This window comes from Bifidobacterium miconisargentati (genome assembly GCF_019331675.1).
Classification (GTDB): domain Bacteria; phylum Actinomycetota; class Actinomycetes; order Actinomycetales; family Bifidobacteriaceae; genus Bifidobacterium; species Bifidobacterium miconisargentati.
In genome coordinates, this window is the sequence record NZ_JAHBBJ010000001.1 from 288178 (window position 1) to 312657 (window position 24480).

Annotated in this window: 16 protein-coding genes; 6 read left to right on the plus strand and 10 right to left on the minus strand. The window is 64.6% G+C overall.

What is annotated here, in order from left to right; genetic code table 11:
• Positions 1-105: 105 nt before the first annotated feature.
• Positions 106-888, plus strand: coding sequence for a DUF4191 domain-containing protein (locus tag KIH81_RS01235; protein WP_214303717.1), 783 nt, complete (start codon positions 106-108; stop codon positions 886-888).
• Positions 889-1254: 366 nt separating this feature from the next.
• On the plus strand, positions 1255-2691 hold the full coding sequence (gene glnA, locus KIH81_RS01240; protein ID WP_109056871.1) for a type I glutamate--ammonia ligase: 1437 nt from the start codon (positions 1255-1257) through the stop codon (positions 2689-2691).
• Positions 2692-3037: 346 nt separating this feature from the next.
• Here glnA and KIH81_RS01245 read toward each other — a convergent pair whose 3' ends face one another.
• The 6 genes from KIH81_RS01245 to KIH81_RS01270 form a co-directional block, all read right to left on the minus strand.
• On the minus strand, positions 3038-5239 hold the full coding sequence (locus KIH81_RS01245; protein WP_214303739.1) for a beta-N-acetylhexosaminidase: 2202 nt from the start codon (positions 5237-5239) through the stop codon (positions 3038-3040).
• A gap of 254 nt (positions 5240-5493) precedes the next feature.
• Positions 5494-5859, minus strand: a complete 366-nt coding sequence (locus KIH81_RS01250; RefSeq protein WP_109056869.1) for a hypothetical protein — start codon at positions 5857-5859, stop codon at positions 5494-5496.
• 107 nt (positions 5860-5966) lie between these two features.
• Positions 5967-6998: a cation diffusion facilitator family transporter gene (locus tag KIH81_RS01255; RefSeq protein ID WP_214303718.1), complete on the minus strand. Its 1032-nt coding sequence runs from the start codon at positions 6996-6998 to the stop codon at positions 5967-5969.
• 108 nt (positions 6999-7106) lie between these two features.
• Positions 7107-8222, minus strand: coding sequence for an Mrp/NBP35 family ATP-binding protein (locus KIH81_RS01260; RefSeq protein WP_214303719.1), 1116 nt, complete (start codon positions 8220-8222; stop codon positions 7107-7109).
• A 102-nt stretch (positions 8223-8324) separates the two neighbouring features.
• Positions 8325-11102 carry an NAD-dependent DNA ligase LigA gene (gene ligA, locus KIH81_RS01265; RefSeq protein WP_214303720.1) on the minus strand — a complete coding sequence of 926 codons (2778 nt, stop codon included), beginning with the start codon at positions 11100-11102 and terminating at the stop codon, positions 8325-8327.
• A gap of 172 nt (positions 11103-11274) precedes the next feature.
• Positions 11275-14811: a tetratricopeptide repeat protein gene (locus KIH81_RS01270; protein ID WP_420829108.1), complete on the minus strand. Its 3537-nt coding sequence runs from the start codon at positions 14809-14811 to the stop codon at positions 11275-11277.
• A gap of 214 nt (positions 14812-15025) precedes the next feature.
• Here KIH81_RS01270 and KIH81_RS01280 point away from each other — a divergent pair, with 214 nt between their 5' ends.
• The 3 genes from KIH81_RS01280 (at position 15026) to KIH81_RS01285 (ending at position 19382) form a co-directional block, all read left to right on the plus strand.
• A complete protein-coding gene (locus tag KIH81_RS01280) occupies positions 15026-17302 on the plus strand; it encodes a hypothetical protein (RefSeq protein ID WP_236029087.1) in 2277 nt (758 codons plus the stop codon).
• A gap of 287 nt (positions 17303-17589) precedes the next feature.
• A complete protein-coding gene (locus KIH81_RS11975) occupies positions 17590-17919 on the plus strand; it encodes a hypothetical protein (protein ID WP_236029047.1) in 330 nt (109 codons plus the stop codon).
• Positions 17880-19382 (plus strand): aryl-sulfate sulfotransferase, encoded by a 1503-nt coding sequence (locus KIH81_RS01285; protein WP_236029052.1) that lies wholly within the window; start codon positions 17880-17882, stop codon positions 19380-19382. The genes KIH81_RS11975 and KIH81_RS01285 overlap by 40 nt, the downstream gene beginning before the upstream one ends.
• Positions 19383-19625: 243 nt before the next feature.
• On the opposite strand, the gene KIH81_RS01290 is transcribed toward KIH81_RS01285, so the two are convergent.
• From KIH81_RS01290 to ppgK, 3 genes are all read right to left on the minus strand, one after another.
• On the minus strand, positions 19626-20420 hold the full coding sequence (locus KIH81_RS01290; RefSeq protein ID WP_214303722.1) for an ATP-binding cassette domain-containing protein: 795 nt from the start codon (positions 20418-20420) through the stop codon (positions 19626-19628).
• 259 nt (positions 20421-20679) lie between these two features.
• Positions 20680-21981, minus strand: coding sequence for a pyridoxal phosphate-dependent aminotransferase (locus tag KIH81_RS01295; RefSeq protein WP_214303723.1), 1302 nt, complete (start codon positions 21979-21981; stop codon positions 20680-20682).
• A 439-nt stretch (positions 21982-22420) separates the two neighbouring features.
• The gene (gene ppgK, locus KIH81_RS01300) at positions 22421-23188 is read right to left on the minus strand and encodes a polyphosphate--glucose phosphotransferase (protein ID WP_214303724.1); all 768 of its coding nucleotides are present in this window, start codon (positions 23186-23188) and stop codon (positions 22421-22423) included.
• Between the two features lie 230 nt (positions 23189-23418).
• Between ppgK and KIH81_RS01305 the strand changes: the two genes are divergently transcribed.
• Complete coding sequence (locus KIH81_RS01305) at positions 23419-24204, plus strand: nitroreductase family protein (RefSeq protein ID WP_214303725.1); 786 nt, start codon at positions 23419-23421, stop codon at positions 24202-24204.
• Positions 24205-24399: 195 nt separating this feature from the next.
• Here the strand turns inward: KIH81_RS01305 and KIH81_RS01310 are convergent.
• Positions 24400-24480, minus strand: an 81-nt coding sequence (locus tag KIH81_RS01310) for an IS3 family transposase (RefSeq protein WP_214303740.1), incomplete at its 5' end; no start/stop codon positions are given.

Here is a 24480-nt window from a genome sequence, read left to right on the forward strand (position 1 = left end):
ACACGCAACGCAACCGGAAAGACGCGGACCAGTCGGAGATGCGCGGACCAGCGCACCTGATACAGTTGATGCTCAGTGTGTTTCGTTCCAGCAAAGGAAGAAGTGATGGCGGAAAAGGACGCTAAGCCCAAGAAGCAGAGCACGATCAAGCAGATCATCCAGATCTACAAGTACACGGCCAAGGAAGACAAGTCCCTGCCGTGGCTTGAGGCCGGTTCGTTCCTGCTGCCCGTGGTGGTGGCCGTGATCATCGGCCTGATCTTCAAGTGGACCTGGCTGACCTGGATCTTCCTGATGATCACCGCCGTGATGCTCGGCATGCTGCTGGCCACCATGATGCTCACCCGCCGCGCCGACGCCGTGGGATACAAGCAGATCGACGGCAAGCCCGGTGCCGCCATCGGCGTGCTCAGCAACATGAACAAGGCCGGCTTCAACTTCCCGCAGGAACCGGTGTGGATCGACCCGCGCACCAAGGATGCCATCTGGCGCGGCACCTCCCTGAACGGCATCTACCTGATCGGCGAGGGCGAGTACGGCCGTGTGATGAAGGCCATGGATCGTCAGGAGCGCGAGATCAAGGGCGTCACCGCCGGTTCCGCCATCCCGGTCTACCGCATCTGCGTGGGCCACGGCCCCAAGCAGGTGGCCCTCAAGGACGTGCGCAAGGCCGTGACCAAGGCCAAGAGCTACGAGCCCACCAACCACAAGAACGCGCTGGTCGCCAAGATCCACCCGCGCCGCCGCTTCCTGCTGACCAAGGCCGAGGTGGAGACCCTCAACGATCGTCTGCGCACGCTGCAGGCCAAGTCCGGCTACGGCATCCCCAAGGGCATCGATCCGAACCACCGCCAGAAGATCTCCCGTCGCGCGATGCGCGGTCGCTGAGTCTGACCGGTTGACGATCGCCGACGATGCGCCGGCGACGTAACGTTTTTCCCGGTAAGGGCCCGGAATCTCACACGAGGTTCCGGGCCCTTACCGTATTCGGCCCGCCTTGGCCCCATCGCTGAGGGAAGCCTGCCGGAGTCACCCACTCACCGTGAGGCACACACCTGAAACACCAGCTGTCCACTTTACGGACGTGCCAAACGGCTCCCGTATCACGAAGTCATATTGCGTTTCCCCGGAATACCGGGGTTCTGCGAACCCAGTCAACCGCGCCGAAACATTCTCGTAACCCAAGTTACGACCTTGCGAAACGCGCGATTTTACGATAGAGACCGTTACATTCCATATGAAAGGAGCGGTCCCGTGACCGAACTCAAGACCAAGGAAGACGCCGAGGCCCTTATCAACAAGGAAGGCATCGAGTATGTCTCCGTTCGTTTCACCGATCTGATCGGCGTTCAGCAGCACTTCACTGTGCCGGCTAGCGAGTTCCTGAAGGACGCCTTTACCGACGGCATGCCGTTCGATGGCTCCTCCGTTCAGGGCTTCCAGGCCATCAACGAGTCCGACATGAAGCTGGTGCCGGATGTGGCCACCGCCTTCGTGGATCCGTTCCGCAAGCACAAGACCCTCGACGTGGCCTTCTCCATCGTCGACCCGCTGACCGACGAGCCGTACTCCCGCGATCCTCGTCAGGTCGCCGGCAAGGCCGAGGCTTACCTGAAGTCCACCGGCATCGCCGACACCGCCTCCTTCGCCCCTGAGGCCGAGTTCTTCATCTTCGACAAGGTGCGTTTCGAGAACGGCATGAACCGCTCCTTCTACGAGGTGGACTCCATCGAGGCCCCGTGGAACTCCGGCGTTGACGTTGAGGAAGACGGCACCCCGAACATCGGCTTCAAGAACCGCGTCAAGAAGGGCTACTTCCCGGTTCCGCCGATCGACCACACCCAGGACCTGCGCGACGACATGGTCGCCAACCTGCAGAAGGTCGGCCTGATCCTCGAGCGTTCCCACCACGAGGTGGCCGGCGCTGGTCAGCAGGAGATCAACTACCGCTTCAACACCCTGCAGCACGCTGGCGATGACCTGATGAAGTACAAGTACGTCGTCCACGAGACCGCTGCCCTGGCCGGCAAGTCCGCCACCTTCATGCCGAAGCCGATCGCCGGCGACAACGGCACCGGCATGCACTGCCACCAGTCCCTGTGGAAGGACGGCAAGCCGCTGTTCTACGATGAGAAGGGTTACGCCGGCCTGTCCGACATCGCCCGTTGGTACATCGGCGGTCTGATCAAGCACTCCTCCTCCGTGCTGGCCTTCACCAACCCGTCCCTGAACTCCTACCACCGTCTGGTCCCGGGCTTCGAGGCTCCGGTCAACCTGGTGTACTCCGCCCGCAACCGTTCCGCCGCCATCCGTATCCCGCTGGCCGGCACCTCCCCGGCTGCCAAGCGCATCGAGTTCCGCGCTCCGGATCCGTCCTGCAACCCGTTCCTGGCCTTCTCCGCCCAGCTGATGGCTGGCCTGGACGGCATCCTGAACCACATCGAGCCCCCGGAGCCGGTCGACAAGGATCTCTACGAGCTGCCGCCGGAAGAGCACGCCGGCATCAAGCAGGTTCCGAGCTCCCTGGCCGAGGCCATGGACGCCCTGGAAGAGGATCACGACTTCCTCACCGCCGGCGACGTGTTCACCGATGACCTCATCGAGACCTGGATTGGCCTCAAGCGCGACGAGATCGATCAGGCTCGCCTGACCCCGACCCCGCTCGAGTACGAGCTGTACTACCACATCTGATAGGTAGCTTCGGAAAACGTTGGGATTCCGGCGTTTTCTGAATACTTGGGATACGAAAGGGTGTCCAACCGCATGTGCCGGTTGGACACCCTTTCTGCGTTATGCGGTATGGGGGCCGTAAGTCAACGCTCGTCCTCTGTCAATGGCCGTGCTGCTACGAGGAGCAGTTCTAGCGGTCTTTTCAGTGCAGAAACGCTGATCTCCTGTACTGAAAAGACCGATGAATAGGCGTTTTGCGGTCTTTTGAGTACAGAAGCAGGCTCTTTCTAGATCCGAAAGACCGCTGGAAGCGTGATTTGCGGTCTTTTGGGGTCAGGAACGACCTGCTTCTGGACTCAAAAGACCGCTAACTATAAAGCTCGCCGGCCCGCAGGATATCGGCGTGGCTCCAAACCACATGGGCGATGCGGTCCAATTCGGCGGGGCGACCGATTTCCAGCCACGACTGGCGGTACCGCTCGAACCAGAGTTCCAGCTGCGCGGCAAGTCGATAACGGTGTTCAGCCCGAGAATCGGTGCCATCTACCGATTGCGACTCCGCTGATGCATTCCCGGCACTGTCTGGAGCGCCAGCATTAGCGCCGGCCCCGGTATTCCGCTCCGCTATCGCCAGCAGTTCCACGCCCAAGTCGTTGAGCAGACGCTGGCCGTCGGCCATGATCCGGACCAGCTCGTAAGTCCGATTGGTGTCAGTCAAGCCATCAGCCCGATGCTCCCCCGCACGTCCGAAGCCGTCCGATTCGCCATATCGCGGATGATTCTGAACCATATCCGCTTCGGCTGATTCGGCGGAATCGCCAATCAACGCCGCGCGGATGGCACGCTTATCCTCATCAAGTCGATGATTACAGGCATCGCGCTGCATAATCATGTCCCGGTTCGCCATCAGCAGACGGCGACGGGCATCAACGCACCCCTGCGCACATTCGAAGGCGAGCACTCCCCCGTCATACATCTGCTCCACGCGCGCGGCCACCTGGGTATTCAGCGAGCCGTCACCGGCATCCAGCTCCAGCACCTGCACCGCCAGATCCCAGGTGAACGACGTGGCGGAACCGGCAAGCGTAGCCAGTTCGCCCATCACCCGGCCGGACGCATCGCCGTACACCAGCCGCGAGATACGCGCATTCATCGCCGCGAAGCCGTCCGCAACCCCGTTATCAAACGAATCACAGCCGCAATCCACCCCGGCACCGCACTCCCCCGGATTCCACGACTGTTGCGCGCCGTAGCACAGGCCCGGCAGACTCAGTCGCGGATCGTTGACGTTCCCGTAGTCACCCCAATCGGTGACGAGCATACCTTCGGCACCGTACTTGCGCCCGGCCTCGGCCATGTGTGTGATATTCGTCCACGCGCCCGCGAAATCGGGGAACAACCTGTTCCAGGTGCGCACGGCAGGGCAGACGAACTGACGACGTCCCTGTTCGGCGATGGCCCGTACCTTGTTTTCGTCGATTTCGGGCTCGTACATCCAGTTGAGCATGATGATGTCGTGCGGCAGCAGTGCCATGGTCTCCGGCGATTCGAGGGCGATGTCCGCCCAGAGCATCGGCGTGCTGCCGTGCTCGGCCAGGGTGCGGCACAGTCCGGTGACGAATCCGGCGTACAGTTCGCTGCGGCTCGCGTTCGGTGCGTCCTTCGCCGACTGTCCGCGGCCGAGGTCGAAGGTCTCGTCGCCGCCGATGTTGAAGAAGCGGGAGCGGAACAACGGGGCGTACTGGCCGATGAGTCCCTGCGCGAACCGCAACGCCCGCGGGTCGGCGGCGTTGAGCGTGTGATGCTCCTGTCGCTCCACGAAACTGAACGGCCGGTCCGCCTGCTCGGGGAATTCGCCGAGCTCACGGTAGGTGCGGGTACGTAGGTTCATGTACATGTGGCCGAATGTGGCGAGGGACGGCACGAGTTCGATGCCACGGGCCGCGCAGTAGCGATCCAATTGCTTGATGTCCTCCGCGGTCAGCGGGTCGGTGCCGCGCCATGATTCGCTCAGACCCTCGAACGCGAAGGTGTGCTCCACGTAGAGCTGGAACTGATTGTACTTATAGAAGGCCAACTGGTCTGCGAACCATTGCAGGAAGCTCAAGGTGGGGACGCGACCGCGCGTCACGTCGAGACTGTAGGCACGAGTGGTGAACGCCGGCCTGTCCTGGATATGCAGGCATGGCAACGTATGCGGGGACTGCCGTACGATCTGGCGGAGCGTCTGGATGCCGTAGCGCAGGCCGGCCTCGCCTCCTGCGGCGATGGTGATGCGGACCGACGCCGGTTCCGTGGAATCGTTGCCTTCTCGGTTGCTTCCAGATCCCGGTCCACCGTCATGGTCCGTACCGGTACCGCGGATGTCAATCGTGTACTCGTCGGCGGCAAGTCGACGGTCGGAAGTCAGAGCGATGTCATCGGATGAGTGCGCTACCGGACAGTCACGATTAAGCCGCAACTCGTCGGCAAGCTGGCTGATTGGCACGTCCAGCACCCAGTCCGCCGGGCACCGCCTCGTGATGGCCGGCTGCGGGCCGAGCCGGACTTCACCGTCCAGATATCGCATCGACGACGGACACGGTATGAGATCGAGACGCTTCGTTGCGTTCACGTTTGGTTCCTCCAGTTTGTATCGGGACCTGTTGGTTCTCTCGGCTCCCCTTGTCAGGGGAGCTGCCGGCAAAACCGACTGAGGGGTAGTCCATCAGGACTTAATGTCAAAGCTTGGTTTGGCGAAGCCATCCACTGCGTTGAGTGGTAGCAGCCCCGCCGACGATGGCACCTCCAGGCCAGAACTGCATGCCATTTCAAACCCCGGCTTCAGAACAGCGGCTCCATGCCTTCACCGGGTTGGGGTTTGGGCCGGCCCACATGGCGCGCGTACACAAGCCAGCGGCCGTCGTGGTTCTCCATACGCGCCTCGAATTTGCCGCTTTCGAAGCCGCGTCGCTCGCCGTTGCGGATCTTCAGCACCGCCTTGTTCGCCGCCGTGCGATTAACGGACTCCCCCACCTCATACCAGCCGGGGTGCGATTTGAGCCATGCCGCCAGTGCCGGACCGTTGCGTTTGACCTGCGGACGCGAATCCTCCAGCTCCGCGTCGAGCCCCTTCCGGCGGCACTGCTGAAGGAAATGCGCCGCATCCAACGGGTCATCGAACTGAACCCTGATCGTCGTCTTTCCCATAAACATTCATTGTATCGAGTGGACCCGCTGCAATCGGGATGCGACTCATCGGGAAACCCTCGTCCGGGCGACAAATCGTCCGGACAACAAATCTTGGGCCGGACCGGCTAGGCCGCTCCCTGGGCGCGCCAGATGTCCGGCTCCACGTAGATCTCCCACTCGTACCAAGGCAGGGCACGACGGATGTTGGTCTCGATCTTGTCCACGGTCTGCACGTCATAATCGCGGTCGAGCTTGGAGGTCTCCACCTTGAGGCACAGCAATACGGAGTCCTCGTCCATATGGATGGCCTGCATGTTGATGAGCCGGTCCACGCCATCGGTACCCTCCACCGCATGAACCACGAGTTCGCGCGTGCTGCGGTCCAAGCTCTCGCCCACCAGCAGCGAGCCGGACTTGAACGCCAACGCGGCCGAACCGCACACCAGCACGAGGCCGACGAGCATGCCGCCGATGGCATCGTAGAGCTCGTCGCCGGTGACGATGGACAGGCCGATGCCGAGCCCTGCGAATGCCAGGCCGATAAGCGCCAGTGTGTCCTCCATCATCACGGAGGCGAGTTCGGCGGATTTGGTGCGCCGCCAGAAGCCGATCAGCGAATCGTCCTCGACCTGCACGCGCTTCATGCGGCCGCGCGCCTCATGGATGGACGTATGCAGGCCATACCCCTCAAGGCATGCGGAGACGCCGACCACCACCAGCGCCGCGACGAGCTCCAGGGAGTTCGCCTGGCGGGAGGCCGAGCCGTCCAGCAGTCCGGCGAGTTTGCCCGCGGCCTGGGAGACGGCGAATACACCGCCGACGAAAAACAGCAGCGTGGCCACGATGAAGCTGGCGAGGTACTTCACGCGGTGCAGGCCGAACGGATGGTCGCCGCGCGATTTATGGTCGGATGCCTTGTCGCCGACCATAAGCACGAGTTCGTTCGCGCAATCCGCCACCGAGTGTACGGATTCGGAGAACATGGATGACGAGCCGGTGAACGCGGCCGCGGCGAATTTGGCGCAGGCGACACCGACATTGGCAAGCAGCGCGGCCTTGACCGCCGCGCCGGCATTCTTCTGATCAGACACGATTGAGTCCCTTCCTCGGGACGGCATTATAGGCGGTCCGCCGGCCTCGCGCCTGGTCCTGTTCATCGGTCATGCGGCGGTTGTCACGCCGGTATCACCGCCGGCATACGCCGGTCACGTGGCGGTGCCGAGTCATGCCGACACCGCCCAAACTCAATAGTCGCGTATGCCTGACTACGCCATGAGCTGTTCCGCCAGAACGCGGAACGTGGCACCGATGCCGTCGGTGCGCAGCGCGCCGTCCGCATCGAGCACGGCGGGACGCCCGGCCTCGCCGGTCTCGCGCACTTCGGGCACGAGCGGCAGCTGGGCCATGAGCGGCACATCGTAGCCCAATGCCTCGATGAGCTGTTCGGAGACGCGCTGGCCGCCGCCCTCGCCGAAGATGTGCAGACGTTCGCCCTTGTGCTCGTAGTAGCTCATGTTCTCCACCACGCCACGCACCTTCATCGGCACCTGCAATGCCACGAGGCCGGAACGCACGGCGATGTCCGAGGCGGAGGGCTGCGGGGTGGTGATCACCACGAGTTCGGCGTTCGGCAGCGCCTGGGCCACGGAGATGGCCATGTCGCCGGTGCCGGGAGCCAAGTCGAGCAGTAGCACGTCCGGCTGACCCCACCACACGTCGGAGAGGAACTGTTCCAGGGAGCGCTGCAGACGCGGGCCGCGCCACAGAATCGCCCGGTCCGCGCCGGCGAACATGCCGATGGAGATGAGTTTGACGCCCCATGCGGTCACCGGCATGAGCATGCCATTGAGGTTCGTGGGCTGGGTGTGCACGCCGAACAGGCGCGGCAGGGAGAAACCGTAGATGTCCGCGTCGATGGCGGCGGTGTCGTAGCCGAGCGCGGCGAACGTGGCCGCGAGGTTCGCGGTGACCGAGGACTTGCCCACGCCGCCCTTGCCGGAGGCGATGGCGAAGATGCGGGTCTTGACGCCGGGCTTGTTGAACGGGTTCTGCTTGCGTTCGGCCTTGAGGTCAGCCACGAGGTCGTCGAGCTTGTCGCGGCTCATCGAGCTGACCTCGATGTGCGGGGTGAGCGTGGCGTCCGGATAGGAGGCCACGGCGCCGTTGATCTGGTTGGTGATGGTCTCCGAGAGCGGGCAGCCCTCGACCGTGAGTTCCACATGCACGGTGACGTCGTAGCCGTTGCCGTCCGCGCCGGATGCCGGCACCGCGTCGATGGCGGCGATCATGCCCAGATCGGTCACGGACCGGCCGAGTTCGGGGTCGATGACGCGGCTCAGACGGTCGTAGATGGCGGCTTCGATCTCACGGGTATCAGTCATGCATCCTCCTTTATTGCCGCGTACCAGACTAGCGTGTGCCGCGCCGGCATGCCAGAGTCCCCGACGAATCGGCCCGTGGCGGGAATCACACCGGCGGCCTGATTATTCCGTGGTGTCCTGATCGCCGTCGGCGGACACGGCTTCCACCTCGCCGGTTTCGAGCAGTCGCGCGAACTGGGCCTCGTCGAGCATGGGGATGCCGAGCTCCTCGGCCTTGGCGGCCTTGCTTCCGGCGTTCGCGCCCGCCACCACGTAGTCGGTCTTCTTGCTGACCGAGCCCGCGGCCTTGCCGCCGCGTTCGATGATGGCCTCTTTGGCGGAGTCGCGCGAATAGCCTTCGAGCGAACCGGTGACCACGACCGTCTTGCCGGCCAAGGTCTGCGGCAGGGTGCTCGTTTCGGCCGCGCTCACGCCCACGCCGGCGGCCTGCCAGGCGCGCAGCGTCTCGCCGCGCCAGTCGCCGGGCTCGCGGGCCGCGGTGAACCAGTTCACCACCGATTCGGCGATCTCCGGACCCACGCCGTCGATCTGCGTCAGGTCCTCGACCGTGGCGGAGGCGATGGCTTCCAGCGAGCCAAGCGAGGAGGCGATGAGCCGTGCGGTGGGCGGGCCGAGCCGCCTGATGGACAGGGCCACGAGCACCCGCCACAGGTCGGCGTGACGCGCCTTGTCCATCTCATCGAACATCTTGCGCGTATTCTCGCCCGGGCGCACGATGATCGGCACGTCCGTGACGCCGTTGCGCGTGGACTTATGGTCGATACGCACGATCTCGGCGTCCGCGGGGATGTCGTAGTCGGGATAGCCCGTGGCGGGCGACGTGCCGGTGACCGACGCACCAACAGCCGGCATCGCTCCGACCGGCTCCGCCCCGGCATTCGTCGCCGTGACCGTCCCAGCCGCCGCGCGTTCGGCCAGTTGCTTGGCGGTGAGTTTCCTCGCCGCCACCGGAAGCGTCCAGAACGCGGGCACCCGGTGCCACAGTCCGGATTCGCCGATCTTCTTGCGGGTCTTCCGCTTGCGCCCGTCCGGCCCTTCGACCTCGCGCACCTCGATGATCGAAGCCTCGCGCCAGACATACACGTTCTTGAGGTCGGCGATGTTCAGCGCGAACAGTCCGGCCTCGCTGGAAAGCACCGGCGTCTGCCGTGCGGGCAGTTCCAATCCCGGCACCGGCTCGTACGGTTCCGGCTCCTCGCCCGGCTTGACCAGAATCTCCGTGATGTCGGGCGCGTAGGTGGCCGTGGAATCAGGCCGGTTCTCCTCCGGATTAGTCAGTGCGATGGCGGACTGGTCGCCCAGATGCTCGATGTCGAAGGCCTTGCGGGATGCAAGCGAGATCACGCGCTCGGTGAGCTGGGCCGGGCAGCTTTCCACGTTCAGGCAGCGTATGTCCTTGTCGCCCTCCTTGGCGGGGGCGAGTTTGGAGCCGCAGGAGGGGCAGTACTCGGGCATCACGAACTCGCGCAGCTGGTCCTCGCGGCCCTTGCGGCGTTCCAGCACCGGGCCCACGAGCTCGGGGATCACGTCGCCGGCCTTGCGCACCACTACGGTATCGCCGATGAGAATGCCCTTGCGCTTGACCTCGAAGGCGTTATGCAGCGTGGTGCGGGCCACGGTGGAGCCGGCCACGTACACGGGCTTGAGGATGGCCACCGGGGTCACGCGGCCGGTACGGCCCACCTGCACGATGATGTCCTTGAGCTCGGTGTTGACCTCCTCGGGCGGGTACTTGTACGCGATGGCCCAGCGCGGGGCGCGCGAGGTGGCGCCCAGCGTGCGCTGCAAAGTGAGATCGTCCACCTTGACCACGATGCCGTCGAGGGCGTGCTCGATGTCGCCGCGGTGCTCGCCGTAGTAGTCGATCATGTCCAGGATCTCCTGGAAAGAGGTCACGGCGCGGTTGTGCGGGGAGACGGGCACGCCCCACTTGGTGTAGAGCTCGTAGGCCTCGGACTGGTCGGCCACCACATCGTGCGTGCCGTGCGGGTGATCCGGCCCCCAGGTGAGACGGCCCAGACCGTGGGCGTAAAAGCTCAGGCGGCGGGTGGCAGTGATGCGTGGGTCCTTCTGGCGCAATGAGCCGGCGGCGGCGTTGCGTGGGTTGGCGAAGGGCGCGCGGCCGGCGTCCTCCTGTTCGGCGTTGAGCGCGCGGAAGTCGTCCCAGCGCATGAACACCTCGCCGCGGATCTCCACGAAGTCGGGGATGTCCTCCTTAGGTCCGCCGAGGTTCGCGGGGATGGAGGCGATGGTGCGCACGTTCAGGGTGATGTCCTCGCCGGTGACGCCGTCGCCTCGGGTCAGGCCCTGTTCGAGCACGCCGTTGCGGTAGATGAGGTTCAGGGCCAGGCCGTCGATCTTGACCTCGCAGCTCATCGGCAGGGGCTTGCTCTCCGGCCAGTCGAGGTCGCGGATGACCGAGTCGTACCAGTCCTTGAGCTCTTCGATGGAGAAGACGTCGTCAAGGCTCATCATGCGGCTGGGGTGACGCACGGAGGTGAAGTCGTTGGAGAAGGTGCCGCCCACGCGATGGGTGGGGCTTTGCGGGTTGTCCAGCGAGGGGAAGGCGGCTTCGAGCCTTTCGAGGCAGCGCATGCGGGCGTCGTAGGCGGCGTCCGAGCTGACGGGCGAGTCATCGATGTAGTAGGCGATCTGGTCGGCCTCCACCCAGGCGGCCACCTTGGCCCACAGGCGTGCGGCGTTCTCGGAGTCGAGGCCGTTCACGTCGAGGCGGTCGAGACGGATAGCGTCGTCGTCGGTGGGCGTCAGGGCGGCGATCCATTGCGCTGAGCCGGGCGCGAAGCGGGTCGCGCCCTCGTCCGGGCGGAGCTCCACCTCGTCGCCGTCGTCAAAATCCCATGCCAGCTGTTCAGTGCTCATAGTCGCCTATCCTAGCCGACCGGCTGCTCCCGATTCCTTATCAATGAGACACCAAAAAATGCATCTGAACGGAGGCGGCGGCGTGGAGGATGCGTTGCCAGACCGTAGGCTTGGCCGAACGGCCTTGAGTGTGTCGGGCAATGCATCCTCCACGCTGCCGGCGGTCAACCCCTTATGCGGACAGGGACCGCAGGAATTGTGCTTGGATGACGTCGATGCTGTCGCCTTCGCCGTCGTTCATGCGCGCCACCGCCACCGAAAGCGTGCGGGCGGGCACGAACATGCCTTCGTCCACGCACACGCGGGCCGCGTCCCGCATGATGCTGGCCACTTCGATGTGCGGCCAGACCGGCAGGTCGTGGATGGCGAGCACGTGCGCCGCGGCCTCCACGTTTTCCGGCACGGCGATGCACTGCGAATCCGCACGCGCCACCAGCTCCTGCAGCTCGCCTTCAAGCGAGCCGATGGCTCCGGGGGCGATGTGGTCGCTCATGATGTAGGCCGCGGCGGCCGTGTCGAACCGGTCGAGCATCCATTCCGCGTAGGCGAAGCGGTAGTAGGCGAAGGCGGCGTCGTCCCGATCCAGGGCCACGCGCAGCGCATTGAGGCAGGCCGCGCGCGCCGAATCCCAGTCCTCGCTGCGGGCCAGTTGGATGGCGAGCTTCAGGTGCGAGAGCGGGTAGGCGGGGGCGTAGGCCACCATGCGGTTCAGGTGCGGGATCGCGGCCTTCGCGCCCTTGATCTGGCTCAGCACGTCCGCCAGTTCCATGTGCGCGTAGAAGAGGTTGTCTGGGATGAGCACGGTGCGTTCGTCCGGCGTGGCGAACAGGCGGTTGTACACCACGCGCTCCGCGTACGAGTTGAAGTAGCGCGGCACGCCAGGGCCTGCGGCATAGATCTGGTCCAAGTGGGCCACGGCCGCCTCGGCCGCCTCGATGGCCTGCTCGGCCTGGCCGGAGAACAGCAGGTCGCGGGCGCGCAGACGCTCTTTGTCCAGATTGTTGGCGAGCGTGAACGTGAAATCGGGCGTGTCCTTGCCGTCGATCAGCGCGCTGGTCACTTCGGAGGCCAGTGCGGTCAGCTCGGGATCGCAGATGGAGTCGATGATGCGCATGGCCTGTTGCGCCTTGCCCACGGAATCGAGTGAGGCGTCCTGCGCGAGCGCGTGGAACTCGTTGACCCCGTGTTGGAGCAGGTCCACACGCTGGATGGCCAGTCCCGCGCTGTCCTTGGCGCCCAGCACGCGCGCGGTGGCGGGGCTGAAGCCGCGATCGGCGAGTTCGGGCTCCTCCTGCGAGCCGGTGGGCGAGAAGCGGCTGTCGGACAGGTCGAAGTCGGCCGCGACGGGCTTGAGACCGCCTTCGCCGTCCACGTCCATCACGGCGCCGAACATGCGGTAGGTGTCCTCGGGGTTGTCGAGGCCGTCCGTGTCGAGACGCTTGAGGAAGGCGTCGCGGCTGAAGGTCACGGTGACCATGTTGCGTACGGTGGGGTTGCGGCGCAGCACACTCATCGGGTCGTCGCCCGCATCGTCCGCGGGGACGGCATCGTCACGCTGGCCGGCATCGGCATCGCGCTCATCGCCGGCGTTGGAGCCGTCCGTCTGCCCGTCGCCGGATTCGCCGCCGATGCTGAAGGCCATCTCGTCGATGTCGACGCCACGCATCAGGTCCTCGAACTGGGAGTCGATGGAGTCGTCGCCGCTCTCCTGGCCGCCCGCGGAGCCGGAGTCGGGGCCACCGGTCTGCACAGCACCCGTATCCGGGGCCGACGTATGGTCCTCGCCGCCGGACGGCTGGCCGAAGGTCTCCTCGCGGCTGATCGGGCGGGTCGGGTCGCCGTGGAAGTCGCCGTCCTTGGGGTCGGCCTTGGATCCGGCGCGGCCCATATCGCCGCTGCGCAGGTGTTCGAACGCGCTCAGCGCCTCGCTCATCATCGCCTCGATGGCGGAGTCCTGTTCGGCGATGGCCTCCTCCAGGCCGATGGAGTCTATGTGCAGGGAGACCTGACGCACCGAACTGCTGGCGCCGAAGCTCAGCGCTGCCATCATGAGGCCCACACGCAGGTTGTAGGCGGCGCTCATCGAAGCGCGTTCGGCGCCGCTCAGCGTGCGCCAGGTGCGACGGGCCGTGTCGTAACGGCTGTCCGGCATCATGGACGTGCCGGCGGTGGTGAAGCCGATGGCCACTTCGCCGCTGTCGAGGCGGGAGCGGAACTCCACGTCGAAACGGTAGGGCAGGCGCAGTCGGCGCAGCAGCGAGGACAGGGCCTGACGGTAGACCCACTCGTCCGATGCGGCTCCCGCACCGGGGCGAGCGGCGCCGGTGCGGAACGTCTCACCGGCCGGGGAGCCCGGCATACCTGCCCCCGCCCCCGCAGTCTCCCGCGGATCCGGGAAATCGCCTCGGATCTGCTCGGCCGCGTGTTCGGCGACGCCCACCATGCTCAGCACGGCACGGCGTTCGTCCGCACCGTCGTACGGGTCGAGCGCCATCAGGGCCGGGTTCTCGATGAGTTTCATGTCGATCTGCGCGGCCTCGGCGCGGGTCACCGTGTCCTCCGTGGGGGTGCGGCCCAGCGAGGCGTTGCGTTCCAGCCATGCGCTCACGGCGGCGAACCGGTTGAGGTTGCCTTCGATCTTCAGGGATTTCAGCGCCTGGCCGAACGCCAGCGACTTGTCCCAGGTGAAGAAGTAGCCGTTCGAATACGTGGAGGTGTACAGGTGCAGCGGTTCGGCGCCGTGCACGGGTTCCAGACCCGGCGTCTGATCCAGGGCGCCGGCCTCGCGCATGAGGTCCGCGAAATGGTCCTCCAGTCCGGAGGCGCGCATGCCGTGGGCGCGGGCGGCCAGGGTGTCGCGCACGCATCGGCGGATCGCGCCGATCGGCGCCTCCCGGTTGAGCCGGCGGAAGATGTTGCCCGAGCCGAAGCCGATGAGCAGCCCGTTGATCTGAGGAATCATGTATGCGGCGAAGAACGCGATGGTGATGGCGTCCCGGTATTCCAGGTCGTGGCGCATGTCGTCGGGCAGGTTGGCGCGCATCTGCTCCAGCGTGTACCGGTTGCCGGCCTTGAGCCAGGAGGCGAGCCAGGTCATGCGGCCGGAGTCGTCACGGCCCACGATGCCGCCGAACACGGCCTTGACGCCCCCATCCTCGCCGTCCGAGCGGCCGAGGGAGCGACCTTCGATGCGGTCCCTGGCGAAGTCCATCGCACGGCCGAAGACGGTCCGCGCCGTGCCGCCCACGCCCGAGGCGCCCCCGGCGCGGTCGAATCCGTCTCGCTCGCCGTCACGCCATCCCAGACGTTCGCCGTCCGGGAAGACCACGTCCTTTTCCTTGCCGAACATGAAGCGCGGCTGCATCTCCTGCACGTCCATGTTCGGATCCGTGCCCACGAACACGCGCCCGTGCGTATCGGCGAACGCCACCTGGGCGAAGTGATCGTGGTCGGGGAAGATGCCGAGCGAGAAGCCGCGCCCCTGCGTTTGCGGCAGTTGCGCCCAGCCCAGCACCAGTCCCTCCGGCACGTTCTCGAGGTCGGGGAAGGTGCGTCGTTTGGTCACCGGGCTCAACGGCACGGCATGGCGGGTGAGCTCGTCGATCACGCCGCCCTTGCGCTCGCTGGCCTCCTGCAGGGCGTCGCCGAACGGGTTGGCGTTGGTGACGGAAGGCCTGGCCAGACCAAGGTCCGCGGCGAGCGCGTTCATCGAATCCTTGAGTCCGCCCAGCAGCGAAATACGGCGATGGTCATGACGGCGGGGGTTCGATGGTGGTTTTGGCATGGTTCACATTGTCTCCTGTTTGCACGACATCATGCCGTTATCATGCCGATAGAATAATGGGGTGCTTTCCGAACATCTCCGACGCAAGTCCCGCCGTATCCTGGCCGCGCTGATCGCAGCGGCGCTCGCCATCGCAGCGATGGAGTGCATCGTCTTCAACCTGCCGTTCTGGCGGACGTTGGGCGCCAGCACGGACACCAACGCGGTGCACAACACGTTGGGTGCGGGTCTCAAGCGCACGGATGACGGCATGCTGACCGTCACCGACCCGACCGCCGCGTATCTGGAGCTGACCGCGGACGGCACCTCGCCGTACCTGCGCATCGATACGTCGTCCGGCGAGACGATCGAGAAGGCTCACGAGCAGGCCGAGGCGGAATCCAAGGCGAACGGAGACAAACAGGTCGCCAAGCCGCTGGCCTCCATCACCGTGCGCGTGGACGTGACCAGCACCGTCACGACCGAGGGAACCGTCGCGGACGGCACGGCATCGGATTCCAACGGCTCCACTGATTCCGCCGGCTCCACTGCCGCCGGCACCGGTTCGCAGACCTCCCCCGCGACCACCACCGTCGTCACCACCGGCCGCACGCAGTCGCTCACCCCCGGCATCGAGCGCAGCCATTACATCAAGGCCCCCGGCAAGGGCACCGTGCGCGTGTGGATTCAGGAGACGCGAGGCGCCGTCGTGCCGATTTCCAACGCCCGTGCCAACGTTCGCGTGCCGTTCGACGTCAGCGGCGTCCGCATCGCGGCGATGGCGCTGGTGCTGCTCCTGCTTGCCCTGTGGCGGCCGGGCTCGCGGCTCTGGCGCATCCCGTTCGATCCGGACAGTCCTCGCCAGCGGCTCGCCTTCGCCGGCATCATGGCCGTGCCCGTCGTGGCCATCGGCGCCTCGATCGCGTGGCAGCTCATGAATTCGATGCCGCTCGCCTTCCACATCGCCGGCGGATACACCTACGACTTCGACCAGTACGGCCATGTGGCGGAATCGCTCATCGCCGGGCGTACGTGGCTGGATCTGCCGATGCCGGACCAGCTGGCCGCCACCGCCGACCCGTATGACGTGCCGACCCGCCTGAAGCTGCTGGCCGACGGCGTGAGCCCGATCTACTGGGATTACGTCTACTACCAAGGCCACTGGTATTCGTATTTCGGCGTGCTGCCGGCCGTGCTGCTGTTCGCGCCCTATCGCCTCATCACCGGGCATACGTTGCCCACGGCCGCCGCCGAGCAGTTCCTGGTGCTGCTGTTCATCATCTTCTTCTCGATGCTGGTGCTGCGCGTCATCCATCGCGTGATGCCGCGCACCTCGCTGGCCGCCGCCTCCCTGACCGTGGCCAGCGCCCTGCTCGGCTCGCAGGCGGGGTATCTCATCTACCGCACGAACTTCTATCAGGTGCCGTTCGCGGCATCGCTGGCGCTGACCTCGCTGGGACTGTGGTTCTGGGTGGGCGCGGACACCTCGCACCGGCCGGTGCTGTCCATCGACCGTTGGCAGGCGGGCGACGCGCGGCCGTTGTCCCTGCCCCGACTCGCGCTTGGCGCGCTGTGCATCGCGGCGAACTTCGGATGCCGCCCCACCTTCACGCTCACGGCGTTGCTGGCCTTCCCGCTGTTCTGGCCGCAGATCCGCGCGCTGGCCACCGATCTCGCGGGCCGTCGCGTGGCCTGGCGGCGCGCGCTGCGCGCGCCCGTGGCGGTGATCGTGCCGGCCGTGGCCGTGGTGGCTCCACTGATGATGTGGAACAAGGTCCGGTTCGGCAGCCCGCTCAACTTCGGCAACGCCTACCAGTTCTCCGTTTCGGACATGACCCGGTACGTCACCCCGCTGCGCGATATGCCGGTGACCATCTGGTACTACCTGTGCCTGCCGCTGCGGTTCGTACGGAGCTTCCCGTGGCTGGCCCTCTCCCCCGCCCCCATGCCGGTCTGGGGCTACTACGAGGTGATGGTGGGCGCGCTGTTCACCGCCACACCGCTCATGGCGTTGGCGCTCGTGCTGCCGTTCCTACGCCGCCTTGAGATGCACGGCATGCGCCCGTGGCTCATGTCCTGCCTGATATTGGCCGGGGTGATCATCGTGTTCGACAGCTACGTAGGCGGCTTGGGTTGGCGGTATTCCGCCGATTTCGGCTACCTGACCGCGCTCGCCTCGATTCCGGGGCTGCTGTGGCTGGTCAACGGGCGCGAGCCGAGCAAATCATTGGCCGGCGCGAACGACGCGGTTTCGGGCGACGGCATCGCGCACGTGACGCCGTGGCGATGGCTGATGCGTTGGACCGTCGTGCTGCTGGTGCTCTTCACGCTGGCCGTGGCCGTGCTGAGCTGCTTCGTACCGGCGAGGGACGACGCGCTCATCAGCAACAATCCCAACGTCTGGCATCAGATCCAGTCCTGGTTCACGCTGCTGTGACCTTGCCATTCGGGTTCAGAGTGAGCCAGCCTCGAACGGAGAACGTGGGGGGTGACATTCTGGCTCCCCTCTCCGAGGGGAGCTGTCCGCGAAGCGGACTGAGGGGAGCACCCCGGATGACCCCTCCCTGCCATCCCCCGCCACAGCCACCCGTTTTCGCCAAACAGTCGGCCAAACATCAGCGAATTCCCAGTGATTCGGCCGTTTTCCTCAAGGCCTAGGCATAAAGTGGAATTGCATTTATTCACTTATCGTTCACCTTTTGCCGCAACCTGCAAGGAACACCCGTGTCCAATACCGCCATCAAACGCACCGTCTCCGGCCGTCTCGTCAAGGTCGCCGCCGCCATCGCCACGGCCGCCATCGCGCTGGGCCTGTGCATGGTCTCCAATGACAACGTGAGCGCCGCCATCAAGGAGCGCCGCGTGGAGCGTCTCAACGCCCAGATCGAAAGCGTCTACACCACCGATTACCAGCAGATGATGGACGACCAGCTCACCAGCGAGCGCGACGCCAAGGAGCGCAAGTCGACAACATCTACACCAAGATCAACCCGTACGGCACCAACACCACGTCCATGTACGTGTACTTCACCACGGACAAGGCCTCCACGGTGAGCTACACGGTCTCCGCGGACGGCTACCCGGATTACACGGCCACCGCCGTCACCAGCGACGAGGCCGCGAGCGCCATCCGTTCCGCCGTGGACTCCTACGCGAGCACCACCGGCGACACCATCACCCCGAGCGCTGCCGAGGAGACCGAAGCCGCTTCGGACGTGTCCGAGGACGAGTTGGCCTCCACCACCCATGAGTTCCTGGTGCTGGGCCTGATCCCCCAGGTCAAGAACACCATCACGCTGACCATCACGGACACCGACGGTCAGACCACCACGCGCACGATCACCAAGACCGGCCCGAAGCTGCTTGGCGCCGAGGAGACCCGTCTCGAGCAGACCGTCTCCCCGGACGACGGCACGCTCACCGCGCTCGGCAACGGCCTGTACGCCATCCTCGGCAACGATTCCAACGAGCAGGACTTCATGTACTACTACGACGCGAACGGCGTGATTCGCGGCGAGGTGCCGGTCCTGTACTACCGTTCCCACCGTCTGCTGTTCGATTCCAACGGCCTCATGTGGTTCTCCGCCTCCACCAAGACGTTCGTGGGCATGAACCGACTGGGCAAGCTCGTCAAGATCATCGACTTGGGCGACCGCTTCATCCTTCATCACGACTACGCGCTGGATTCGGACGGCAACATCGTCTCTCTGGCCACCGATCTCAAGCGCGAGGACCATGCCGTGCAGGATCAGGTCATCAAGGTGGACACCTCCACCGGCAAGGTCTCGCTGCTGGTGGACTTCGGCGAGATGTTCGCCGAATACAAGGCCTCCACCGATCATTCCGGTATCGACGAGTCCGACCCGACAGCCACGGACCGTTGGGACTGGATCCACTTCAACACCATCCAGCTCATGGACGACGGCTCCGCATTGCTCTCCGCGCGCGAGACCTCCACCATGATCAAGGTGAACGACATCGAGGGCACGCCCACGCTCGACTACATGATCGGCGAGAAGTCCGTGTGGGACGGCATGGATGAGACGGAGTCCTTCCTGACCAAGGTGGGCGACTTCGGCGACACCGGCGGTCAGCACTCGATCACCGTGCAGTACGATTCCTCGCTGGAGGACGGCCAGTACTACATCTACATGTTCGACAACAACTTCGGCTATGCCATGACCCGTCCGGACTTCGATTGGACCGTGATCGACGGCATCTCCACCGCGCAGTCCTCCAAGGACGAGAACTCGAACTCGCAGTTCCGCAAGTACCTGGTGGACGAGAACGCCGGCACGTACACCGAGGTGCAGTCGTTCGATGTGCCGTATTCGCCGTACGTCTCCTCCGCCGAGGAGATCAACGCCGATCTGAACCTCGTGGACACCGGCATGCAGGGCGTGTTCGGCGTGTACGACGATTCCGGCGATCTCAAGGCCCAGTACAAGATGGGCTTGAGCACCGCGTACATCTACCGCGTCTACCAGTACGGCTTCCGCGGCTTCTACTTCGCGTAAGGAATCGGTCTGCGACCGATGCTGCAGCCCCGCGGTCTTATGACCGCTCCCCTACTACCCCTCACCCGGCCCATGCCGGGAGCTCCCCTGACAAGGGGAGCCGAGATTTATGTGTAGATCTTGGCTCCCCTTGTCAGGGGAGCTGGCTCGCAAAGCGAGACTGAAGGGTAGTAGAAGAGCGGTCCTGCAAGGGACCGCGGGAAGCAAAGCATCGGCCACCAGGCCGATTCCATTCGCAAAATTCTATGCCGCGACCTTCATCGCCTCGTACTTTCCGCGAATCAAATCCTCATAGAACGCCACGGCATCCGCGGGCGTTCCGTCATACACGACCGCGTGCTCGTCCACCACGAGTACGCGGTCGATCGCATATTCGGGGCGGCGAATCATGTCCGTGTCATGCGTGGCAAAGATCACCTGCTCGTTGTAGCTGAACAGCGCCTTGGCCACATGCATGGTGCCGATCTCGTCCAGTCCCTTGCTGGGCTCGTCCGCCACGATGGCGCTCGGGTTGAAGCTCAATGCTGCGGCGATGGCCAGCAGATGCCGCTTCTCGGAGTCCAGTTCGCTGGCCTTGGCACGGGCCACCTGGGCCAGATCGAAGTGCGCGAACAGGTTGCCGATGCGCGCATGCCGCTCCCCCTCGGCGATCTTGTGCTTCTTCAGTGCCTCGGAAACGGCTTCGCTGATGTTCTCCGCACGGTAGAAGCTGTTTGGGATCTCCTCGCGGCGCACCTTGCCCACCAGATCCTCGATGCGTTTGAGGTCGCGCTTGGATGCCGGGTCGAGTCGTTCCTCCCCGCCCGTGATGGTCACGGTGCCGGCGGTGGCCTTGAGCGAGCCGTCCAGCAGTCCCAGCAGCGTGGATTTGCCGGCGCCGTTGAGACCGATGACGGCCACGCGCTGTTCGTTGATGGTCAGCGACGTGGGCGCGAGTCCGACATGCCCGTCGTCATAGGTGTGCCCGGCTCCATCGAGCGTGAAGGTCAGCGATGCCGGCCGCGGCAGTTCCTTGGGTTTGAAGAATGAGAATCCCATGCCGCCCATTGTAGTGCCGGATGCCACGCCAGGCGCATCCCCGCAGGCATACCGCGGTGTCCACCGGCCGTGATTCGACCCACTGGAGATCGTTTGAATACAGAAAACGGTGCCTTCTATCATCAAACGATCGCAATATGACCGATTCGCGAACGTTTCATGATAGAAAGATCGTTCTTCTGTCCTCAAACGTTCGTTGAAAGGCCGATCTGCGATTGTTTGGCGCCAGGAGATACCGCCTTCCAGCACCAAACGGTCGCTAGCAATCCAGCAGCGCGGCGACCGTGTCGAGGACGGCACGGATGTTACGCTCGAATTCCCCGGGTTCGGGCAGGAGCGAGACGGCGAGGTAGCCGTTGGATTCCATATCGAAGAAGTAGCCGGGTTGTCCGGTCAGTTGGTGGTCCGTGATGAGGCGCAGCACCAGTTCGTTCTCGTCGATGACCGAGGGCACGCGCAACAGCACGTTCCAGCCGCCCTCCGCGCGCAGCACGCTCACCAGACCGTTGGGGTCGGCATCCAGCAGCTCATGCAGTCGTGCAAGGTTGCCGCGTACCCGTTCGGCTGTCCGTGCGGTCTGGCCGGGAGCGGCGGCCAGCAGGTCGGGAATCATTGTGGCGATGATGTCGCTCATCGGCAGGTAATCGTCGGCGATGACGTCCAACCGGCGCTTGGCTTCGGCCACATCCTCGGACGGTCCGGATACTTGGATCCAGCCGACCTTGGCGTGCGGGGCGGCAAGCATCTTGGAGAAACCGTCCAACGCGAACGTGAGCACGCCCGGTTCGCCGGCCAATCGCGCATTGCCGGGGAACGGTTCGAGGGAATAGTCGTAGAAGACCTCGTCGGCGATGAGCGCGATGCCGTGCTCCCGGCAAAGTCGCACCAGGGCCTCGCGTTCGGACGGCTTGACGTAGGAGCCGGACGGGTTGTTGGGGTTGATGAGCACCAGCGCGCGGATGCGCGAGCCTTCCGCACTGTCCAGCAGTTCGGCGATGGATGCGGTGTCGATGAACCATGAACCGTCGAACTGGAGCTGGTATTCGACCGTCTCCACGCCTTCGAGCCGTGCGATGGATTCGATGAGCGGGTAGCCGGGCTTGGGTGCCAGTACCGCGTCGCCGGGGTCGCACAGCAGTTTGATGAGCCAGGAGTAGGCCTCGGATGTGGAGCTCAGGAGATACAGGTCGTCGGCCGCAACCGCTGGGAATTTCGCGTCCGCAGTGGGGTCGGTGGACGTCTCTTTCTTGGATTCCGATGAATCGGCGCCTTGCCGGCCCGCCGATGGTGCAGGACCGTTGCCCGACTCCGCCGCGCGGCTTCCAGCTTCGGCAACGCATCCCTCGCTCAGGAACGTAGCCAGCGATTCGCGCGCGTGGCGCGGTCCGCGAGGGTCGGCGGTGTACACGCTCGGTACCAATGCCGGGGCCAGCCCATGGCGCGTGGGGTTGGAATCGTTGAGTTTGCCGAGTGCGATGCCAGCCGCCTTGGCCTGTGCTTCGGCCGCTGCGATGGGGTTCGGGGCGCTGATGTCCACTCGGAAGGAGAAATGCACGGTCATAGTCCTCCACCATAGAACCTGCCATTCCCCGGCGGCCATGCGCCAGTGCAGCAGGTTCAGGCTCCCCTCTCTGAGGGGAGCTGTCGAACGCAGTGAGACTGAGGGGAAGCCTCAGCCAGCTCAATCTCGGAACCCCACTCAGTCGGAATCGCAATAAAACTCCGCCAAACCAAGATCGATATGAATCCTTGTTTTCGACTCCCTCTGTCGGAGGAGCCAGCGGCGCCGTCTCCAAGTACGCCGCCCCTCACCCTCGGCTCCCTTGTCAGGGGAGCTGGCGGCGAAGCCGACTGAGGGGTAGTCCCTTCGGATCATGCCAATCTTGGTTTCGCTAACTTCTTTGAATCACAACAGTCGTGGTGTACCAAAGCCAACAAAAACTCCCCTCCGGCCGAAGCCAGAGGGGAGTCAAAACAGTTATCGCGAACGAGTCACGCCATCACTGCTGCTTGGTGCTGGCGTAGTAGGCGGCGCCCACGATGCCGGCCTGGTTGCGCAGCTTGGCGGGCACGATCGGCGTCTTGATGTCCACGTACGGCAGGAACTTCTCGCTCACACGGCTCACGCCGCCGCCCACGGTGAACAGATCCGGGTTGAAGTACTTCTCCATGAGGCCGTAGTACTTGGTCAGGCGCTTGGCCCACTTCTTGTAGCCGAGCTCCTCCTGCTCGCGGATGGCGGAGGAGGCGTACTTCTCGGCGTCCAAGTGCTTGGCGCTCAGGATGATGTGGCCCAGCTCGGTGTTCGGAATGAGCTGGCCGTTGTAGATGAGGGCGGTGCCAATGCCGGTGCCGAGCGTGGTGGCGATCACCAGACCCTCCTGGCCCTTGGCGGCACCGTACTGCACTTCGGCGAGACCGGCGGCGTCGGCGTCATTGACCACCACGACCGGACGGCCGCACGCCTCGGAGAACACCTCGGTGACGTCCACGCCGATCCAGGACTGGTCGAGGTTGGCCATGAAGTCGAGCTTCTTGCCGGGCTTGATCGGGGCAGGGAAGGCGATGCCGACCGGAGCGGATTCCGGCACTTCGAAGTGGTCGAGCTGCTGCTTGACGATGGCGGCGACGGCCTGCGGCGTGGAGACCTCAGGAGTGAGGATCTTCAGTCGCGGTTCGGCGAAATCGCCCTTGGTGAGGTCCACGGGTGCGGCCTTGATGCCGGAACCGCCGATGTCGACGCCAAAAGCCTGTGCAGTTTCAATCATCGTTGACCCTTCCTTTCCCGAAAAATAGGATTCGTTTGGTGCACCCAGTCTAACGCGGCCGGAGTGCGACACCAAAGATTTCGCCCGCATACTGCAATCGTGTGCATCAGCTACGTAGTTTGCGTGCCCCGCTACACGGGCGATTCGCCGCCCAGCGCGAATCGGAATGATGAAGCGGACGAAACGACCAATACGCAGGCTCGCCCGGAATCCGCGCGATAATGGGAGGCATGGCAGAACATACCCAACTCATTGATGCAATCAACATCCGCACCGCCGTGCGCGCCTATGACGCCGAGCCGATCGATGACGACACGGCCCGTCAGCTCGAAATGACCCTTCAGCCCATCAACCTGCTGGCCGATCTCAACATCCAGCTGGTGCGCGATCAGCCGAAGGTGTTCGCCGAGGCCAATGCATCCGGTCACCTCACGAATGCCGCGAACTATCTGGCCATCGTGGGCCCGAAGGATGACGACGAGGCCAAGGAGCGTGCCGGATTCTATGCCGAGCGCGTGGTGATCGCCGCCACGCTGCGCGGACTGGGCACGCTGTGGGTGGCCGGTTCGTGGGATCGCGCCGAAGCCGCCAGGCACTGCCGCGTGACCGGCACGCAGGAGCTGTACCTGGGCGTGGTGATCGGCCATCCGCAGAACCATCTGGAGTACCAGACGAAGTCCTATGACCAGCTGTGCGAGATCCAGCGCACGCATCGCCCGTCCAAGAGCTACGAGCAGTTCACGGCCCTGATGAGCGATGAAGCCCGCGAAGCCGCGCCGGCATGGTTCAAGGCCGGTGTGGAGGCCGCGATGAAGGCGCCAAGCGCGATGAACCGCCAGCCGGTCACCTTCACGTACAACGCCGCCGACGACACCGCCGCCGCGCACATCGATCCGGCCGCAGGCGACGAACATTGGGCGCTGAACGACCTCGGCATCGCCAAGCTGCACTTCCAGATCGGCGCCGGACAGGGCCAGTGGGCCTGGGGCGACGGCGGCCTGTTCATTCATAAGTGACTGTTTGTACGCTGCCATGACGCAAAACAGCAGAGCTGTTAGGTAATGCGCGAGACGACAGTCGAGCCAGCATAACGCGAACGAAGTTCGTTCGTAATCATCGGACGAACCGGCTCGTGCAACAAGACTGAGGGGAGCGCCCGTGATTCTGAACTGCGCCCTGGAAGTTGGACGTGGTTTATTAAGGGTACCTGATCAGGCTGTGAGGGACATGTTCCGGAATTCCTCCGGGGTGTGTCCCTCCAGTCGTTTCTGGCGTCGTTTGGTGTTCCAGTG

Bases quoted from the DNA above. Each gene is read 5' to 3' on its own strand.
- KIH81_RS01280 (WP_236029087.1), top strand. From the start codon at position 15,026: ATGGAGTGCATCGTCTTCAACCTGCCGTTCTGGCGGACGTTGGGCGCC.
- KIH81_RS01260 (WP_214303719.1), bottom strand. From the start codon at position 8,222: ATGACTGATACCCGTGAGATCGAAGCCGCCATCTACGACCGTCTGAGC.
- KIH81_RS01285 (WP_236029052.1), top strand. From the start codon at position 17,880: ATGTACGTGTACTTCACCACGGACAAGGCCTCCACGGTGAGCTACACG.
- KIH81_RS01270 (WP_420829108.1), bottom strand. From the start codon at position 14,811: ATGAACGCGCTCGCCGCGGACCTTGGTCTGGCCAGGCCTTCCGTCACC.
- KIH81_RS01255 (WP_214303718.1), bottom strand. From the start codon at position 6,998: ATGAACAGGACCAGGCGCGAGGCCGGCGGACCGCCTATAATGCCGTCC.
- KIH81_RS01235 (WP_214303717.1), top strand. From the start codon at position 106: ATGGCGGAAAAGGACGCTAAGCCCAAGAAGCAGAGCACGATCAAGCAG.
- KIH81_RS01250 (WP_109056869.1), bottom strand. From the start codon at position 5,859: ATGGGAAAGACGACGATCAGGGTTCAGTTCGATGACCCGTTGGATGCG.
- KIH81_RS01245 (WP_214303739.1), bottom strand. From the start codon at position 5,239: ATGCGATATCTGGACGGTGAAGTCCGGCTCGGCCCGCAGCCGGCCATC.
- KIH81_RS01290 (WP_214303722.1), bottom strand. From the start codon at position 20,420: ATGGGATTCTCATTCTTCAAACCCAAGGAACTGCCGCGGCCGGCATCG.
- ligA (WP_214303720.1), bottom strand. From the start codon at position 11,102: ATGAGCACTGAACAGCTGGCATGGGATTTTGACGACGGCGACGAGGTG.
- KIH81_RS01305 (WP_214303725.1), top strand. From the start codon at position 23,419: ATGGCAGAACATACCCAACTCATTGATGCAATCAACATCCGCACCGCC.
- ppgK (WP_214303724.1), bottom strand. From the start codon at position 23,188: ATGATTGAAACTGCACAGGCTTTTGGCGTCGACATCGGCGGTTCCGGC.
- KIH81_RS01295 (WP_214303723.1), bottom strand. From the start codon at position 21,981: ATGACCGTGCATTTCTCCTTCCGAGTGGACATCAGCGCCCCGAACCCC.